The sequence below is a fragment of the Filifactor sp. genome (assembly GCF_057248345.1).
The window spans coordinates 1-14,737 of sequence record NZ_DBHIIC010000036.1 but is presented as its reverse complement, the minus strand read 5'-3'; the positions used below and the strand labels follow the sequence as shown (position 1 = coordinate 14,737).

Annotated in this window: 9 protein-coding genes, 1 pseudogene and 1 other annotated feature; of the genes and pseudogenes, 2 read left to right on the top strand and 8 right to left on the bottom strand. The window is 34.5% G+C overall.

Annotated elements, in window-relative coordinates:
• The 6 genes and pseudogenes from ACO5GE_RS06365 to htpG all read right to left on the bottom strand — a co-directional run.
• Positions 1 to 656 (bottom strand): annotated as a pseudogene (locus tag ACO5GE_RS06365) (TFIIB-type zinc ribbon-containing protein); the annotation flags it as partial.
• Between the two features lie 59 nt (positions 657 to 715).
• Positions 716 to 1,972, bottom strand: coding sequence for an SPFH domain-containing protein (locus ACO5GE_RS06360; RefSeq protein WP_484830086.1), 1,257 nt, complete (start codon positions 1,970 to 1,972; stop codon positions 716 to 718).
• 715 nt (positions 1,973 to 2,687) lie between these two features.
• The gene (locus tag ACO5GE_RS06355; RefSeq protein ID WP_484830085.1) at positions 2,688 to 3,119 is read right to left on the bottom strand and encodes a YoaK family protein; all 432 of its coding nucleotides are present in this window, start codon (positions 3,117 to 3,119) and stop codon (positions 2,688 to 2,690) included.
• A 31-nt stretch (positions 3,120 to 3,150) separates the two neighbouring features.
• The gene (locus ACO5GE_RS06350; RefSeq protein WP_484830084.1) at positions 3,151 to 3,441 is read right to left on the bottom strand and encodes a DUF1275 family protein; all 291 of its coding nucleotides are present in this window, start codon (positions 3,439 to 3,441) and stop codon (positions 3,151 to 3,153) included.
• Positions 3,442 to 3,894: 453 nt separating this feature from the next.
• Entirely contained in the window at positions 3,895 to 7,002 is a 3,108-nt protein-coding gene (ileS, locus tag ACO5GE_RS06345) for an isoleucine--tRNA ligase (protein WP_484830083.1), read from the bottom strand.
• Positions 7,003 to 7,095: 93 nt separating this feature from the next.
• Positions 7,096 to 7,344: a binding site (T-box leader), on the bottom strand.
• Between the two features lie 421 nt (positions 7,345 to 7,765).
• Positions 7,766 to 9,634, bottom strand: a complete 1,869-nt coding sequence (gene htpG / locus ACO5GE_RS06340; RefSeq protein ID WP_484830082.1) for a molecular chaperone HtpG — start codon at positions 9,632 to 9,634, stop codon at positions 7,766 to 7,768.
• A 380-nt stretch (positions 9,635 to 10,014) separates the two neighbouring features.
• On the opposite strand from htpG, the gene ACO5GE_RS06335 reads away from it, so the two are divergent.
• Positions 10,015 to 10,875, top strand: a complete 861-nt coding sequence (locus ACO5GE_RS06335; protein ID WP_484830081.1) for a hypothetical protein — start codon at positions 10,015 to 10,017, stop codon at positions 10,873 to 10,875.
• A gap of 211 nt (positions 10,876 to 11,086) precedes the next feature.
• Here the strand turns inward: ACO5GE_RS06335 and ACO5GE_RS06330 are convergent, their stop codons facing one another.
• Positions 11,087 to 13,054, bottom strand: coding sequence for a phosphodiester glycosidase family protein (locus ACO5GE_RS06330; protein WP_484830080.1), 1,968 nt, complete (start codon positions 13,052 to 13,054; stop codon positions 11,087 to 11,089).
• Positions 13,055 to 13,417: 363 nt separating this feature from the next.
• Between ACO5GE_RS06330 and ACO5GE_RS06325 the strand changes: the two genes are divergently transcribed.
• Positions 13,418 to 13,888, top strand: a complete 471-nt coding sequence (locus ACO5GE_RS06325) for a COG2426 family protein (protein ID WP_484830079.1) — start codon at positions 13,418 to 13,420, stop codon at positions 13,886 to 13,888.
• Positions 13,889 to 14,249: 361 nt separating this feature from the next.
• Here ACO5GE_RS06325 and ACO5GE_RS06320 read toward each other — a convergent pair.
• Positions 14,250 to 14,737: class I SAM-dependent methyltransferase (locus tag ACO5GE_RS06320; RefSeq protein ID WP_484830078.1), on the bottom strand; the 488-nt coding region annotated here is incomplete at its 5' end.

Genomic DNA, 14,737 nt, shown 5'->3' with positions numbered 1-14,737 from the left:
ATCTCAGAACCACCAACTTCATATCTGCGAACCAATCGTTCACCTTCTCCCTCAAAGTAAGCATGTCCGTTGACATCGACCAACATATAAGGTAGGTATACTCCCATGATATTTTCTGTTGTGAATTCTTTTCTGAAAGTTGGATGTGCAAAGAATTTTCTTTTTGCAACAAATTTTTCAATTTCTTGTTTCGCATCCTCTTTTTTGATAGAGAAAGGCAATACGACATCAGGAATACTACCATTTGGCATCTGTTTATTGATAGAAAGTGTATTTCTACACCAGTGACATCTTGCCTGTGCAGATTCAGAAGTATCTATTACAACTTCAGCACCGCAACTTTGACATTTTAGAGTCAAAATATCCTCTGTATTCGCTTCAATATTTTGTGCACCTGAACTTATCACTTTTCCTTTTAGAGAAGATAATTCCTCCTGCATTCCAACAAGTGCTTCAGGTTCAAACTCATGTCTACAAAAATTACATCTCAATTTACCGGTATTCTGATTAAGAGAAATATCCGTTGCTCCACAGAGTGGACATTTGTCCTGTCCGTTCTTAGCTCCCTCATCTGTTCTGATTATAACAATATCTTCTGTCGGATTACTATTTTCCTGTTGTTGATTATCCATTAAAGTATCTTTTTCATCCATCATATCCATACCACCCTTGAAAATCCTTTTTATAAAACTGATATCTTTTCTAAATTTTCTATTTAGAATCCAAGTAATTGCATTTTTACTTTATCGAATTCTTCTTGTGTGATAACACCTGCATCCAACAATTTTTTCATTTCAATCAACTTCGCTGTAGGATCTACAGGTTGTTGTGGTTGTTGTGGTTGTTGTGGTTGTCCACCATACATTGGTTGTTGCGGTTGTTGACCATACATTGGTTGTTGTGGTTGCTGTCCAAAGTTAGGTTGATAGGAACTTGGTGTATTAGGTTGTTGCATACCGCCCATCATGTTTCCGGCAGCACCCATTCCCATTCCCATGAATGCCATATTGGCACCACCACCGTTTTCACCGGCAGCTTGCATTCCTCTAGCAACAGATTGTTGCATGAAAGAATTTCCACGAGCTCCTGACAATGCGTCAGCTCGTTTCACATCTTTCATCATTTCTTTTGTATCTTCATCATATTCAATTGCCATGATAGCAGTTTTCACAATTTCAAGACCTCTGTCTTGTCTCCATTGATACATATCATCTACAGCTTTGGAAAGAGCTTGTGCAAAACCGATTTGGTCTCCTTGAATTTTACTCATACGATTTCCTTTTGAAGGATCGTTTGTATAATTTGAGAAACCGGCAGATAATGAACTTACTACCTCATTAAATAATTGTGCTCCTGCATCATTGTCCATATCTGCAAAATCAAATATCGGCGCATCTGCTATCAAATATTGTTGTGGTACAAAGTTTTTAACAAAAAGTAAAGGATCTACAATTTTTAAAGTGTATGTTCCTCTTGTCATAGCACCTACTTGTGTTCCAAAGAATGCATCATCCCAATAAATTTCAGACTGTGTTCCAAAACGGTTATTTGGAATTTCTTTCAAATTCACATAGAATGCCAATTGTTGTGCACCGGGTACTCCACCGAATTTTACTTTTTCCCAAGTAGAACGTAACAAACTTTCCATTATTGCATCACCAGCAAAAACAGACTTGGCATTAACATCATCCGTTCTAAACTCAAATCCGCCTGCTTCGGCAACAATTCCTGTAATCGCACCATCTTGCATAGTAATCAAAGCAGTGCCTTCAGGAACAATAATTTTACTTCCATTTGAGATAATATTTTTATTTCCTTTTGTATTTTCGCCTCTACCATTGTTTGTTCCCTGTGGTATTGCAGGAAAAACTCCAGCTGTTGCAGGTACTCCCGGTTGTGGAACATAAAAATCTTTCCATTGATCAGCAAGTGTTCCTCCCAATGCTCCTGTAAACGCTTTTATAAATCCCATAATAGACTCCTTTCTGTATTACCATCATCATAAAAATGAATTCCGTCCTGTTAAAAATCTTTATCCTTCTGTAAACAGAAATCCATAAATAAGAGATGATAACTTACACACAATATTTCGTATTATCTGATACAAATTTTTGCTATAAATAGGTATGAATAATCCGATATCCTTAACATACATAATATTATATTTTTTATCGTTTGTCATATTAAATTTGTGTAAAACGTATTTTTGTTGTCTAAGGACAGATTATTTAAAGAGATTGAAACAAAAAAACCACTTTAAAACCGAATTTCGAAAGTTAGTCCAAAACTCCAATACTTTCTGTCCAGTCTCAAAATGGAAAAATATATCTTTCAGTCTAAAGATACCAAATAAAAAAGTATTAAATTTCAACCAAACAGACATCTGTAGGATATCAAAAGGTAAAAATTGTTGAAACAACGATGAAACGATAAAAGATAACATTAAGTGAATCAACAAATATTGAACAATGTCTTTTGGCAGCTATTTCTATCCACAATATGATAATGGTAATGTGCATAATAACATCAGTCTGATGCAGATTTCCCAAATCGAAGCCAACTCAAATCTTTGAACCGGCATCCTGGATAACATATCTTCTTGAGAATATTGATTCTCAAAAAATGAAAGAGTGATTACTCGGATAAAAATGATATCCTATTTCAGAATAACTTGAAATAAACACTCTTTAACGAACATCTCTATCATCTTTAAAAATCCAAACAATCGTCTGGTACGGTGTTACTTCCAAGGTAAACAACCAAGATAAGCATTCTTCAAACGAAAAATCTTCCATATTCATATACCACACGCCTACCACAGAATATATCACACCTACAAAAGTAAGAGGAAAAACAAAATACCTAACTAAGAAATTCCCAATATATCCTCCTGTTACAAAAATAAACATGGATAAAAAATAGAATCTCACTTTCCAAATTTCTCTTTTGTTTCCTCTTAAGTAAGAACCCAACGCAAAACCTGCATCTGTTAAAGCTCCTGTCATGTGAGTTGTTCGAACGACAGCTTCTTTGTAAGTGACAAACATCGCATTTTGCATTCCCAACCAAAATGGAACAACAATAATTGCCCACTCTTGGAGCCTAAACAACTCCATCATGCAAAGAACAACTCCTCCACTGATTAGTATTTTATCGTAAGGTTTTTTTTTCATCTATCGTATTATGTGCCAAAATTATTCCTGAAGCGAACGAACCAAAAAAGAAACTTAATATTACAATGATAAATTCCAGAGGAATTTGTTTCTCATAACCATGGATTGCAATCTGTGAAAAGTTTCCCGTATGATGGCTTACTGTGAAACCAAATTGCTTGATTCCATACACATTGACTGCTCCTGCCAATAAAATCAAACAATATGTCCAAACTACAAATGCATAAGAATATTTCGTTAAGTCATGTTCTTTTTTGTTTTCTTCCATATCAATACTCTCCCATTTCTGAATAATAAAACACATACCTTTTCAGTATATCATTTTAGTTGATTTTATCCAGCATAAAATCAATGATTCACCAAGTATCAAACAGATTCTGTCTTAAAAGAGTCCATAAAATATATGTAGTTTATGTGATTCAAATAATAATCCTCCATTTTTTACAGTATTGTATGGTCTGCTTAATCATGTATCGTGTGTCCATATTTGAAAATAGTGTTTCATATCAACAAATTAGAAAACAAAAAACCCTTTTCAAGTTTTTCTTAAAAAGGGTTTTTTCTTTGTTTTATCATTTTGAAAGTATATCACTTGTACTTTATCTATAACATACATCTCTCATAGATCAGTATTCTTTGATACTTGTTTCCATCTTTCCCAAATAAATTCTTTTCTAAATTATTTCGTGATGAGAAATGATACAAAACTATATTTTTTCAACTATACTCTTTCAACAAATAGAGAAGTTGCTTCTCCGTTCAATGTTTCTTCTTTCATACCTTCCTTTGCTTCACATACCAATTCATCAGCTAATGTTTCAGCCTTGATAAATTCTCTATGATTTTCGATTGCTTTGGTCAATGTTTCTGTCGCTGTATAGAAGATACGGATATGATCCATCATTTCATAATCGTTTGTTTTTCTCATTTGTTGAATACGAGAAATAAACTCACGCACGAAGCCTTCTTCAATCAATTCATCTGTCAGTTGAGTATCTAAGATGATGAATAGACCTGCATGGGATTCTACATCGAATCCTTCTTTTGACTCAATGGTAATCAACACATGTTCTTCAGATAATGTGAATGATTCTCCGTCCAAGTTCATTGTTACTTCTTTTCCTAAGCGAAGTGATTCTACCACTTCTTTTGCATCCAATTGAGCCAATTCTTTTTGGAAGAATCTCATCTTTGAACCAAGCAAACGTCCTAATACAGGAAGGTTCGGTTTTAATTGGTAAGTGATATATTGTTGAAGGTCTGATGAGAATACAACTTCCTTTACATTCAACTCTTCTTTCATCAAAGGAACCAAATCTCCCATAATTCTTTCATAAGAAGCATCTACCAACACTTTTTGGATTGGTTGACGAACCTTAATTTTTACTTTTTCACGAGATGCTCTTCCAAGTGTCACCAAATTCTTCACTAAATCCATTTTTTCTTCCAATGCAGTATCTAACATTGTTTCATCACACACCGGATAAGTGGACAAGTGAACAGATAAATGACCTGTCAAGTTGCGATACATTTCTTCTGACAAGTATGGTGCAAATGGAGCTACCATTTGTGACAATTCTACCAAGATTTCATAAGTGGTGTTGTATACGGATTTTTTATCTTCTGTCAACCCTACATCCCAGAATCTTCTTCTAGAACGACGGATATACCAGTTGGACAAGTCTTCATTCACAAAATCTTGAATATTTCTTACAACTTTTGTAACTTCAAACACTGCTAAATCTTGTTCAACTTCTTGTTTCAAACGGTTGAATTTAGATAAAATCCAACGATCCAATTCAGCTCTATCTTTTGGTTCTACAAAAAATTCTCTCGGATTGATTTCATCTGTGTTTGCATATAATACGAAGAAGTTATATACATTCTTAATCGTTCCGAAGAACTTACTTTGTACTTCTTTCAATCCTTCTACGTCAAATCTTGTTGGAACCCATGGAGGAGAAACATACAGCAAGTACCAACGCAATACATCCGCACCGTATTGATCGAACAATGCAAACGGATCAACTGTATTTCCTTTGGACTTGCTCATTTTCTTACCGTCTTTATCCAAAATCAAGTCATTTACCAAAACATTTTTGTATGGTGTCTTTCCTGTCATAAATGTTGAAATAGCAAGCAATGAATAGAACCAACCTCTTGTTTGATCAATTCCCTCGCAAATAAAGTCAGCAGGGAACAATCCATCAAAATCATCTTTGTGTTCGAATGGATAGTGGTGTTGAGCAAACGGCATTGCTCCGGAATCAAACCATACATCGACAACATCTTTTACCCTTGTCATAGGTTTCTTACAATGTTCACATTCAATGTGTACATCATCTACATACGGACGGTGCAACTCAATAGTTTCATCGATTGTTTCGATTGCTTTTTCTTTCAACTCTTTACGAGAACCGATTGTCGTTTCATGACCGCATTCACATCTCCAAATATTAAGAGGAGTTCCCCAATATCTCGAACGAGAAATTGCCCAATCATTTAGGTTTTCCAACCAGTTTCCAAATCTCTTTTCTCCTACATAATCAGGGAACCAGTTTACTTCATTGTTGTTTTCAATCAATTTATCTTTAAATTTAGTCACTTCGATATAGTAACTTGGTTTAGCATAATAAAGAAGTGGTGTAGAACATCTCCAGCAGTGTGGATAGTTATGTTCAACTTTTTCTTTTTTGTAGATTTTGTTTTCTGAAGCCAAATACTTGATGATTTCAACATCAAGGCCTTCTTCCATTACATATCTTCCATCCCACGGTGTTCCTACATATTTTCCTTCATCATTTACAGGTTGAAGAACCGGAAGGTTGTATTTTTTACAAACATTGTAGTCGTCTTCCCCAAACGCAGGTGCTGTATGAACAATTCCTGTACCATCTTCTGTCGTAACGAAATCTCCTACAAGCACAAAGAACGCTTTTTTGTCAGGTGTTACAAACGGCATCAACTGCTCGTATTCCATATATTCCAATTCTGTTCCCAATACTTCTTCCAAAACCTCAAAATCTTCTCCCAATACCTTTGGCGCTAGTGTCTTGGATAGATAGTAGATTTCTTCACCTTGTTTTGCTTTCACATAGGTTTCTGTTGGCGATACAGTCAATGCGACATTGGATGCCAATGTCCAAGGTGTAGTTGTCCAAGCAAGGAAATATTCATTGTCTTTTCCCGCTAATTTAAATTTTGCAATCAATGTGTTTGATTTAATTTCCTTATATCCTTGCGCAACCTCGTGAGATGCAAGACCTGTTCCACAACGTGGACAATATGGAAGAATTTTATGTCCTTCATAAATATATCCTTCCTTATACATCTTATCTAATATATGCCAAACAGATTCAATATATTCATCATTCAACGTGATATATGGATCATCCAAATCAATCAGATATGCCATTCTCTCAGTCATATCTCTCCAAAGACCTTCATACTCAAATACAGACTCTCTACATTGTTTGTTAAATGCTTCGATTCCATAAGATTCAATCTCTGTTTTATCATTCAATCCAAGTCTTTTTTCAACTTCTATTTCTACCGGCAAACCATGTGTATCCCAACCGGCTTTTCTCTTCACTTGATATCCTTGCATGGTTTTGTATCGACATACATAGTCCTTTAATGTTCTTGCAATAACGTGATGTATTCCGGGTTTTCCGTTTGCTGTCGGAGGACCTTCAAAAAATACAAACTGCTTTCCATCTTCCCTTTGTGACACACATTGGTGCAATAAATCAATTTCTTTCCAATAGGAACTAATCGCTTTTTCGTTTTCTGCAATACTTCCTGTTTTCAAATGTTCAAATTTGCTCAAAATGGCACTTCCTTTCTTAATTTTCAAACTCTACAAGGTCTCTGGTAAGGAATCTTAACTGTTTTTATCCATAAAAAAACCCTACACAGCTTGTGCAGGGACGAATATTCCGTGGTACCACCCTTATTGCAGCTATCCCTTTCACATAAATCTATACAAAAAGTTTCAGATAACTGCCGCTTTATAACCGATAACGAGGTCAACCGAAAAAGCTTACCGATTCTGTTCAGCTTCTTAGCTCCGAGGGGATACATTTACAAGAAAGAGTTGTTTTTTTTCACCAACCAAAAACTCTCTGTTTCTCCTTTTACCTTGCAAAACAGTCCTCGTCATCGCTATACTTTCTATATGACTTTTCTTTCAGTATCTCTTATTACGGAACATTCTTTCAAAATCCTTTCCTGTAAAAAAAGATTGTTCACTATTTTAATGGAAAACTGCTATTTTTGCAAGATGTTTTTTTGATTTTATAATAAGAATTTGTGACACAAACAAAAAATTTTGGCAATCTGTCAGATAACAACTCCTTTTTTATAGCGTTTCCTATTCACTTCATATTTTTGAACTCTGTGATTTGATAACAGAACTAACATATTCTTTTATTGATTGTTCCGTCAATAAAAGAAAAGGGTGTCCCTAATTGGAATGACACCCTTTTCTTTTAATTTTTTCTGTCTATCTTTCTTCCGTACACTCAATTTTTTCTGCTTCAGTTACTTGTATCTTATTTGGAACAAAACTACGTCTTGTGAGTTCTTACTGCTTACATCAATTCACAAATTTGGTTCGCAAACTCTACAGGATCTTCAATTGGCAAGCCTTCAATCAATCTTGCCTGTTGATATAATAGGTTGGTGTATTGGTTCAATTTTTCTTCGTTATCAATATGACTCATCAACTTTTCAAAAATTGGATGATTCTTATTGATTTCCAATATTTTTTCTGCTTTCAATCCTTCATTTCCAGGCATTGCACTCAATACTTTTTCCATTTCAATAGAGATTTCTCCGTCACTTACCAAACAAACGGCATGCTGTTTCAAACGAGAGGAAGCTTTTACTTCTTTTACCTTATCTCCCAAAACAGATTCCATTTTTTGGAACAATGTTTTTTCTTCTTCTGTTACAACGATTTCTTCTTTGTTTTCTTCCTCCAGTCCCAAATCTCCGGCAGAAACATTCTTAAATTCCTTCTCTTGATATTCTTGTAACATTTTCAAGGCAAATTCATCCACATCTTCTGTCAAATATAGAATTTCGTATCCTTTATCCAACACCATCTCTGTTTGTGGTAATTTTTTGATTCGTTCGATACTACCTCCCACTGCATAGAAGATATATTTTTGATCTTCTTTCATACGACTTACATACTCTTCTAATGTGACAAACTTATCTTCAAAAGAGGAGTAGAACAATAACAATTCCTGTAAGGTATCTTTGTTTGCACCAAACTCACTATATACTCCAAATTTCAACTGTCTTCCAAATTCTTTGAAGAATGTTTCGTATTGTTCTCTATCATTTTTGAGAAGTTGTTCCAACTCTGATTTGATTTTATTTTTGATATTTTTTGCAATCATTTTCAATTGCTTATCCTGTTGTAACATTTCTCTTGAGATATTCAAGGACAGGTCTTCTGAATCCACCATTCCTTTCACAAAACTGAAGTAATCAGGTAAAAGGTCTGCACATTTTTCCATAATTAAGACGCCGTTGGAATACAGTTCCAACCCTTTTTCAAAGTCCGGTGTATAGTAGTTGAACGGGATTTGTGTCGGAATGTATAGGATGGAATCATAACGTACCACACCGTCTACTTTCAAGTGAAGGTGGCTCATCGGTTTATCAAAACCGTAGTGTTTTTCGTGGTAGAAGGTTTCGTAATCTTCATCTTTCAATTCACTTTTGTTCTTTCTCCAAATAGGAATCATGCTGTTGATAACTTCTACTTCCGTATAATCCTCATACTCGTTTTCTGTTCCTTCTTTCAATCTGCTCTTCTTCACTTCCATCTTGATTGGATAGCGTATAAAATCAGAGTGTTTCTTGATCAAACTTCTAAGATGATATTCATTCAAAAATTCATCATAATTTTCGTCTTCTGTATTTTGTTTCAATTTGATGATAATTTCTGTTCCAACTTCATCTTTACTTGCCTCTTCAATGGTATATCCGTCGATCCCGGAAGAATGCCAACGATATGCTTTGTCTTCTCCTAATCGTTTTGTCAAAACGGTCACTTCATCAGCCACCATAAAAGCGGAATAAAATCCTACTCCAAACTGCCCGATGATAGAATATTCCTCTTCTTTTTCTACCTGTTGTTTAAAAGCAAGAGAACCGCTTTTTGCAATAACTCCCAAATTATTTTCCAATTCTTCCTGATTCATTCCGATTCCGGTATCTTTGATAGTAAGTTGTCTGTTTTCTTTGTCCGGTACAATCTCGATATAGTAATTTTCTTTTTGGAATGTCAAATTGTCATTGGTCAATGCTTCATAATATATCTTGTCAATAGCATCACTAGCATTTGAAATCAATTCACGAACAAAAATATCCTTGTGTGTATAGATAGAATGAATCATCAATTCCATCATTCGTTTGGATTCTGCCTGAAACTCTTTTTTTTCCATTTTTCTCTTCCTCTCTATTCATTTTTATGTGATCATTTATTTGTTGTCGGTAACTGTTAGCACTCTTACTAATAGAGTGCTAATCTAAATTTATTATAGAGCATATGATTTTTTCTGTCAACAAAAATTCATAAGCCAGGAAGAAAAACTCATTTTATCTTTAAAAACACAATTCACTCTACGGATAATGCAATTTATTTCTATAAAATTATTTCAAAATTATATTTATTTTCCTATATCATTCCAAATGAGTGTAGTATAATATCTTTATGCTTTTTGTTACGATGCTATGAATTCATCAGAATCATAAAACATAAAATGTCAATCTATAACATAACATGAGCCTAATGATATAAGGTTGTTAATGAAAGGATACTGTTATGAATCAATTTTTACAAACTATAAAAAAATATACTCCTTCTATCATTCGATGGAATGCCAAAAACCTACCACAAGAAAAATACTATCTTGTCGTACTTTTCTTGTTCGGTACGATATATTTCGGTTTCTCATCTATTCTTATGAAAAACTCTACCTGGGATTCAGTTTTTTTTAGCATCTCTCGTATGACAATTCTGATTATCACCTACAAACTTCTCAGAGAGTTGTCCCCGGATATTCACACCAACTATTACTTCACTATGATGATGACGGCAAGTGCGCTATGTTATCCATGGGAATTATATTGGTGGGGTACTCTATTTTTGCTATGGACTACAAGAATTTTGACACGCTCTTCCGGAGAAGCATGTTCCAACTTTGAACTTCTTTTTCTGTTTTTGGTCTCATTTTTACTTTTTGTGTTTTCCAGTTTCATCTATCCTTTACATCTTTGCGTCGCATTAAGTCTTGATTTTTATTTTGATAGATCACGTAAAATAAATCTCGTTCCCGCAATTTTCTCAGCCATCGTGTCTTGCACATGGTTTATTCGAATTTACAGTATTTCCAAAACAGAGCTTTCTCTTTTTTGGATTGTAGTTGTGTTGATTGCAAGTGTTATGTTTATTTTTAGAATCTCGATTCTAAAACATATATTATCTATGAACGATAAGACAAAGCGATTGTTACAACCTAAGAGAATCAAAAGTGCCAATGCAAATTTAATTATTACCCTTCTAATCTTTGCAATCGGATATGGCAAAACTTCAGAATTAGCACACCTTTGGATTATGGTGTTGTGTATTTCTCTTCCTTATTGGAAAGATATCTATCAGATTCATCGAACTGAATCTAACTGATGTCATGTCTCAAATCATCCTTGATAATATCATCGGAATCAAGGAATAAGATCACTTTTTCATGACAGAACAATGATACCGTATGAAAATAAAGTAATGATTGCATAACATTGAAAAAGCAATTCCTCAGGGAAGAAAATTGTCTTCCTGAAAGAATTGCTTTTTTCGTTTTTTGTAGGATTCTCTTTCTTATTTCCAAAATACATTCTGTTTATTGGAAAAGAGTTTTGAATTCATATTGCAATGCTCCGTTATTTTCTTGGAATGCAAGATATTTTATATCAGATAATTTGGAACTTGGCGCATTCAAATCTTTCACAGAAATGCGACTGATGTTTCCTTCTTGATAACTCGAAAATTCTCCCTTTTTTTCTACCAGATAAATATTTTTTGTCTTAGCAGCCTGGTGTACTTTTTTTCTAAAAATATCGAGAGAATTACCGGAAACTTGAAGTTTGCTATTCATGCAAATCACTAAGTTACTTGTAGGTTGCTTCAACGCATATTCAATAATATCCCACTGTCCTGATAAACTTCCGTTAGAACCGTCCATCAATAAGAAACTTGTATTTCCTACCGTTTGTACTTGACCGTTTTCAAAAGAAACGGTATTTCCCCTAGTGGTGAAACTTCTATCTCGATTTCCCAACATCACAACATTTGGAACTTGTGCCAATTCTTGTTGTAACTTCACACTGATTGCCTGTGTTGCGACATCTCCTTGTTGTGAAGAAGTGTCTGTTACCATTACAAAAGTTGGAGATTGCAAATTCGTTGTTTTTCGAGGATCATTATAACTTGTTCCAATAACTTCTACTGCAATACTGTTACTTGCACCACCGGATTGTGCAACGATTTGTCCACTTCCTCCACTGGTGAATACCATATTTCTACCATCATAATTTCCACTCACACCTTGTGTAAATACAGAAACCGATGAAGAAGTCAACATATTGTCATTTGCATCAAACACTTTGATTGCAACAGGTACTTTTTCTCCCTGAACAAACAGACCTGCCAATGGTACTATTTTGACGCTTGTCGGACTTCCTTTTTGCGCATTGTTTTTTAAGGAAACTCCGTTGATAACAGGACGCTCTGCGGTAATCTTGTTCTCAACTTTGGAATCAACAATCAGTTCTGTTGAGCCTCCTCCATCAAAGACAATGGCATCTTTTACATTTTGAGCAAGAAGAAATTGTTGTAATTGTGCCTCTGTCATTCCAATTGCTCCATCCATACCTCGTCCATCCACTGTAACAAACAGTACTTTGTTATCTGAAGTTACTGCAAGTGCAGAACGTTGACTCTTTCCACTGACTTTTTTGTTAATTGTAGTTGCGACACCATCTTTAATCAAAAGACTTCCTCCGCCTACTGCCATCTGAGTATCCGGATAATTCATCGTAATTTCTGTTTTTAATTCAACAGTATCTCCTACACTGAATCTTTTTGCCAAATCTCTACCGGAAGCAGTATCTGAAATAATCGCATATCCGTCTGTAGGAATATAAGTCGCAGGTTGTGCAACACGTACATCAGTCACGATACCCTGTTTCACAATGACTTCCACCAAATTAGGTCGTGTTCCGTTTACTCCCAGAGTAGTAGGACGATATTCCGAAGTATACACAATAACCCCTTTCCCGGCACCGTTAGGTTTATTGATAGAGTTTGCAACCGTCATCACACCTTTGCTGGTATTGTTCAGATACGTTCCCGATTTAATATATTGGATTGCCACTTTCTGATTACTGTCCACCAAAACCGTTCCGAATGTATTTGGTTGATAGTGTGGTGTCGAAAGTTGTTTTCCATCTTTCATCATTGCACCGATAGAAAAACTGGAGCTTGCCATTGAAAAGAAATCTGCATTCATTGCTGCCACAACATTGGATTCCTGTTGTACCATACTGCTCAATTTCCCTCTTTTTGCAATTCCGTTTTTATTAAACAACAAATCTAACTTGATGTTTGGATTGTTCAAATCCGCTGTTACAATGTTAATTTTTTGGACACCGTAATCATACACTTCATTTATTTTTTTCAAGGTCATTCCCTGTCCAAGTGGAATCTCATAAACTTCCTGGTCCATAATCGCATAGGAAGGAATTGTCCCTATTCCTGTTGCAAGAATTACCGCTGTACATAAACATCCCAACTTTTTAATCCACTTCATACCAATATCCTTTCCATCATTGACTTGTCTATTCTACCTATCACAAACTGTTTTTTCAAAAAATTGTGTTCTTCCAAAAAATATTTCCTCTATCGTACGAAATCTAACTGAAACTATAAACTATTTGAATGATGTTATATAGTTTACTTGATTAAGTTATAAAATTCAATTACAACGACATTACAGTTTTATAGAAATTCTCCCCTATTTATCAAAATATGTTATGCTACTACTACCCAAATTTTAGGTGTCAATTCATTTTGATTACCCATCTTATCATAAGAGAGTGTTATTTTTGAAACAAATCTCCCTTCTAAAAGGACATTCTACATGATTTCTATTAAACTAAAAAAGGAGATTTCTATGATTGATTTTTTATTATCGAATTTAAACTTGCCGAAAGAACTCATTGTCTTATTATGTGCGGCAATTCCCGTAATTGAGCTTAGGGGAGCAATTCCTATCGGTTTTATGCTTAATGTATCCCCAAAACTTACTTTTTTGCTTGCAATGATTGGTTCCACTCTCCCTGCTCCATTTATGATTGCTTTTTTTCGAAAGGCAGTCATCTTTATGAAACAACACCGAATACTTCCTATGCTGACTCGTTACTTTGATTATCTAATGCATATCAAAGGGAAAAAACTCAAGTATGCCGATGTGTTTGGTCTGTTTCTGTTTGTAGCAATTCCACTTCCTTCTACAGGTGCTTATACAGGAGCCATGTTGGCGTCCGTCATGAACATCCGAATGCGTCGTGCCCTACCTGCTATCTTTTTTGGAAACATGATTGCCGGTCTAATTACAATAGGTTTTTCCCATATTGTATTCTGATGTTAAATTGCCTGGACTTCGGCAAACTTCTCTATTCAATCTTATCAATCGAAATAAAAACTTGGAATCAAGAAATAGCGAACACTTCTTATTATGAAGTACCGTTTTTCAAAAATATAGGTATTGTATATGATGATGAAAAAGGGAATAAGCAATCGCATTAAAAAGACAGTTGTTTATGATAACTTTAATCAATGATTCATATTTCAATTATGGACAAAGAGAGTCTTTTCAAGTATTTTTTGATTTAATGGCAGTTATCTTTGGAAGTGAAAGAAAAGAAGAAACAGTAAACCAATTTGATTTACTGTTTCTCAAACTATATATATTCAATTAGACGAAACTGAAAATTTAGCTGATCCTATAATTTAGCCGATTTTGTTGCAATATATGTTTTAATATTCAGTTCATGTAGCCTACCAAAACCATTTGTATCTTCATATATATCAAGCAAAGTAAATCCCGCCTTTAATTGTCCACCTATCTGCTCTGTCATATTGTGAGAAAACTGTATTCCTGAATTTTCTTTAATCATATATTCTTTAGCCACTTTATCTTTTAATGGATTAAAAGGCATTTTCCAAACAATTTCTTTTTCTTCGTCATCCACAATGTAGTTTATCTCATTATTTAAACCTGCAAGAAGAATTCCACCCTTTTTCAGAACTCTATATGCTTCGTTAAAAACATGTTGCACATCTTCAACATAACAGTTTGAAACAGGATGAAACACTATATCAAAAGTTTCATTTTCAAAAGGCAAAATTTTTGTCATATCACCTTCAATTGCTTTAATATTATAGCCTTCTCTTTCAGCAATTAAAAATTCGCTTTCTATTTGCTTTGAAG

Excerpts from the sequence above, each read along its gene's own strand:
- ACO5GE_RS06360 (WP_484830086.1), bottom strand. The coding sequence starts at position 1,972 with ATGGGATTTATAAAAGCGTTTACAGGAGCATTGGGAGGAACACTTGCT.
- ACO5GE_RS06355 (WP_484830085.1), bottom strand. The coding sequence starts at position 3,119 with ATGATGGAGTTGTTTAGGCTCCAAGAGTGGGCAATTATTGTTGTTCCA.
- ACO5GE_RS06350 (WP_484830084.1), bottom strand. The coding sequence starts at position 3,441 with ATGGAAGAAAACAAAAAAGAACATGACTTAACGAAATATTCTTATGCA.
- htpG (WP_484830082.1), bottom strand. The coding sequence starts at position 9,634 with ATGGAAAAAAAAGAGTTTCAGGCAGAATCCAAACGAATGATGGAATTG.
- ACO5GE_RS06335 (WP_484830081.1), top strand. The coding sequence starts at position 10,015 with ATGAATCAATTTTTACAAACTATAAAAAAATATACTCCTTCTATCATT.
- ACO5GE_RS06330 (WP_484830080.1), bottom strand. The coding sequence starts at position 13,054 with ATGAAGTGGATTAAAAAGTTGGGATGTTTATGTACAGCGGTAATTCTT.
- ACO5GE_RS06325 (WP_484830079.1), top strand. The coding sequence starts at position 13,418 with ATGATTGATTTTTTATTATCGAATTTAAACTTGCCGAAAGAACTCATT.